Origin of the sequence: Streptomyces sp. NPDC002785, from assembly GCF_040295565.1 — a bacterium.
Lineage (GTDB): Bacteria > Actinomycetota > Actinomycetes > Streptomycetales > Streptomycetaceae > Streptomyces.
Genome location: NZ_JBEOVN010000353.1, coordinates 1 through 3,568 on the forward strand (window position 1 = coordinate 1; position 3,568 = coordinate 3,568).

Below are 3,568 nucleotides of genomic sequence, written 5' to 3' on the forward strand. Positions count from 1 at the left end.
GATATAAACCCGTTAGACGTTACACTCTTCCCCTCCCGCCCGCTCTTCCTACCTCCACTGCGGGGGGGCCCCCCCGGCCCGACGGGCCGGAGGCTCCCCGCATGTGCGGCCGCGTCGGCGAGGTCGAACCGCTCCAGCGGCTCCCCGCCCTGGCCTTCGCGCCCCGCCCACTCATCCGGCAGAGCCGACCGGCCATCCGCAGGCTCTCGCGGCCGGTCGGACGCTCGTCGACGGCGGCGAACCGGCAGCAAAGGCCGATCGAGCGGCGTGCCTCACCGGGTTTCTTAGACCGACCGGCAAATGGGGGGCGGCGTCGGCACCGTAACGCGACACATCGCGATACACGCGGGTCAGCTCATCACCAGATAGCCCGCCTCGCGCAGCGCCGCCGAGACCTCCTCGCAGTGCTCCGGCCCCTTCGTCTCCAGCTGCAGCTCCACCTCGACCTCGGTGAGCCCGAGCCGGGGATCGGTCCGCACATGGCCGATGTCGAGAACGTTGGCGTCCACCACCGAGAGCACGGCCAGCAGCGTCGCCAGCGCACCCGGGCGGTCGGTCAGCCGCAGCCGCAGACTCAGATAGCGGCCGGCCGCCACCATGCCGTGGGTCAGGATGCGCTGCATCAGCAACGGGTCCACATTGCCGCCCGACAGCAGCGCGACCACCGGCCCGTGGAACGACTCCGGATCGCTCAGCAGCGCCGCGACCGGGCTCGCACCGGCCGGTTCCACCACCAGCTTCGCCCGCTCCAGACAGAGCAGCAACGCACTGGACAGCTCATCCTCGGAGACCGTGCGAACCTCGTCGACCAGCTCCCTGACCAGCTCGAACGGCACATCGCCGGGGCGCCCCACCTTGATGCCGTCCGCCATCGTGTTCAGCGAGCCGAGCGACACCGGGTGCCCCACGGCCAGCGACGGCGGATAGCAGGCCGCACCCGCCGCCTGCACGCCGACGATCCGCACATCGGGCCGGACCGCCTTGACCGCCACCGCGATGCCCGCGGCGAGACCGCCACCGCCGATCCCGACGACGATGGTGCGCACCTCCGGGCACTGTTCGAGGATCTCCAGGCCCACCGTGCCCTGTCCGGCGATGATGTCCGGGTGGTCGAAGGGGTGGATGAAGACCGCACCGGTCTCCTGCGCGTACTCCTGTGCGGCGGCCAGCGTCTCGTCGACGACATGGCCGAGCAGCCGGACCTGTGCCCCGTACTCACGGGTGGCGGCCACCTTCGGCAGCGGCGCCCCGACCGGCATGAAGACCGTTGACCGTACGCCGAGCAACGCAGAGGCGAGCGCGACACCCTGCGCATGGTTTCCGGCGCTCGCGGCCACGACTCCGGCCGCCCGCTCCACCGGGGACAGGCCCGCGATCCGCACATATGCGCCACGCAGTTTGAACGAACCGGTCCGTTGCAGGTTCTCGCACTTGAAGTGCACCGGCGCGCCCACGAGCTCGGTCAGGTGGCGGCTGCCTTCCATGGCGGTCACTCTGGCCACGCCCAAGAGCATCTTCTGCGCCCCGCGTATGTCGTCGAGGATCAGCGGGGGAAAATGGCCGGGCGCACGGACGTTCATACCGCAAGTCTTACAGCTCGGCGGGGTGCCGGACGTCGCGGCTCGGCAGGGTGCCGGGCGCCTTGCGCGACCCCGTCCTGCGCCGTTGTCCACAGGTTTGTGCAGCACTGCTACGCGTTGCCCCGAGGCCGCGTACTCTGTCCCCCACCCATCCGACACCGCACGAAGAGAGCCCCCGGCCATGCCCCCTCAGGACATGACGACAGCTGCGTCTCCTTCCGGGGGCGCCGCCCCCGAACCCACGGGTTCCGACCACGTCCTCGATGCGCTGCAGCACCAGGTCGCGGTATTCGCCCGCCGTGCCGAGCAGACCCGCCTCGGTGGTGTCGGCCAGGTGCGCAATTCCATGGACCGGGCCGCCTATCTGCTGCTCAACCGGCTGGACCGGGAAGGGCCGATGGGTGTCAAGGCACTGGCCGCGGGCATGGGAATCGACTCCTCGACCGTGACCCGGCAGGTCGCCCCCCTCGTCGACACCGGTCTGGTCAAGCGCACCTCGCACCCGGAGGACGGCCGGGCCGTCGTGCTCCAGCTGTCGCCGCGCGGCCAGGCACGGCTCGACGAGGTCCGCGAGTCCCGGCGCGAGCTCATGACCCAGGTGACGGACGACTGGACGGCCGAGGAGCGCGAGACGTTCTGCACGCTGCTCACCCGGTTCAATCTGGCACTGGCCGCCCGCCAGACCTCGCCCCAGGCGCCCCCGGCCGGGTAACGGGAGCGGCAGCACCTGACGGTGCCGCGCAGGCTGCCGGACGCACGCCTCTTGACCAGGAGCCCCGCAACGGCTCGGATGAGGACTGTGCGAGAACGCCAGGCGGCCCGGGAGCGGCGCCGCGCCCAGGAGTTCGAGGCCTTCGTGAGGGGCACGGCCGGCCGACTGCTGCACACTGCCACGCTGCTCACCGCCGAGCCCATGCAGCCGCCCGGAGCGAACCCCCGGGCCCAGCGGATGCTCACGGCCGCGCTGGCACGAACGTACGCCCAGTGGGGACGGCTGCGCGGCGAGGACCCGTACGACCGCACCCGGGGGGAGTTGGCCACCCGGTTCGCCCATGAGGTCTGGCGGCATCACCGGCCGCGCGGCGGGCTGCTGGACCGGCTGACACCGCAGGAGCGCCTGGTTCTCGTGCTGCGACTGTACGAGGGCGTCGCGGAGGAGCAGGCCGCGGCGCTGCTCGGGCTTCCGGTGGAGCGGATCCGGGCGATCTGCAACCGTTCGGTGGCCACGATGCGCGGCACCCGCCGGCCCACGGCGCGGTGGGGGTTGCAGCGGCCGCTGGAGGTCGCGCGATGAGCCGTGGCAGCAGCCGGGAGGACGAGGTCCGGCGCATGCTGGACGGTCCGCATCCGCAGGTGCCCGCCGATCTGGCACAGCGGGCGACGGAGCGCGGCGGCCGGCTGCTGCGCCGGCACCGTTTCACCCGCGGGCTGGTGATGCTGGTGGCGTTCGCCGCGGTGGCGGCCTTCACGGTGTGGGCGGTGGCGGCGCAGCCGTGGCAGCTGCCTCCCGTCGAGACGACGCCGCCGCTGGGCGGCTGGTGAAGGCCGATCCGGGGCGAATTATCCTGGAACGGGGCGTCATGGCGAACCGGCCGAGGAGGCTGCGATGACCAGGAAAGTCGCCGACTGCCGCAAGTATCCGAGCGTCACGAACTGCTCGCTCACCATCTCGGGCGAGGAAGAGGAAGTCGTACGGGCCGCGGCGGAGCACGCGGTCTCCGTCCATGAGCACACCGACAGCCCGGAGCTGCGCGAACAGATCCGGGCATCGCTGGACGACGAGAAGGTCAACGCCTAACGGTGCTGAAGGCGGCCGGGCGGGCTTCAGTGATCAAGCCCACCCGGCCGCCTTCATCCGCCCCCCTGTGCCGGTCGGTCCTAGTGCCCCTCCCCGCAAGCTTTGCCCCGTCGCGCCGCCCAGCACGCACTCCCCCAAGGCCTTAAGGGCCAGGGGGGACCCCCTTCCGCGTTGGCCAAAAGCCCTGGTA

5 protein-coding genes are annotated in these 3,568 nt (G+C 71.6%); 4 read left to right on the forward strand and 1 reads right to left on the reverse strand.

Annotated elements, in window-relative coordinates; all coding sequences use genetic code 11:
- Window positions 1-350: 350 nt before the first annotated feature.
- Entirely contained in the window at window positions 351-1,580 is a 1,230-nt protein-coding gene (gene ilvA, locus ABTZ94_RS36780; protein ID WP_351207689.1) for a threonine ammonia-lyase, read from the reverse strand.
- A 181-nt stretch (window positions 1,581-1,761) separates the two neighbouring features.
- Between ilvA and ABTZ94_RS36785 the strand changes: the two genes are divergently transcribed.
- The 4 genes from ABTZ94_RS36785 (at window position 1,762) to ABTZ94_RS36800 (ending at window position 3,378) form a co-directional block, all read left to right on the forward strand.
- Window positions 1,762-2,292: a MarR family winged helix-turn-helix transcriptional regulator gene (locus ABTZ94_RS36785; protein ID WP_351207690.1), complete on the forward strand. Its 531-nt coding sequence runs from the start codon at window positions 1,762-1,764 to the stop codon at window positions 2,290-2,292.
- 87 nt (window positions 2,293-2,379) lie between these two features.
- Window positions 2,380-2,874, forward strand: coding sequence for a sigma factor-like helix-turn-helix DNA-binding protein (locus tag ABTZ94_RS36790; protein WP_351207692.1), 495 nt, complete (start codon window positions 2,380-2,382; stop codon window positions 2,872-2,874).
- Window positions 2,871-3,122 carry a hypothetical protein gene (locus ABTZ94_RS36795; protein ID WP_351207694.1) on the forward strand — a complete coding sequence of 84 codons (252 nt, stop codon included), beginning with the start codon at window positions 2,871-2,873 and terminating at the stop codon, window positions 3,120-3,122. The genes ABTZ94_RS36790 and ABTZ94_RS36795 overlap by 4 nt, the downstream gene beginning before the upstream one ends.
- Window positions 3,123-3,186: 64 nt before the next feature.
- Window positions 3,187-3,378, forward strand: a complete 192-nt coding sequence (locus tag ABTZ94_RS36800) for a DUF1059 domain-containing protein (protein WP_351207696.1) — start codon at window positions 3,187-3,189, stop codon at window positions 3,376-3,378.
- Window positions 3,379-3,568 lie beyond the last annotated feature (190 nt).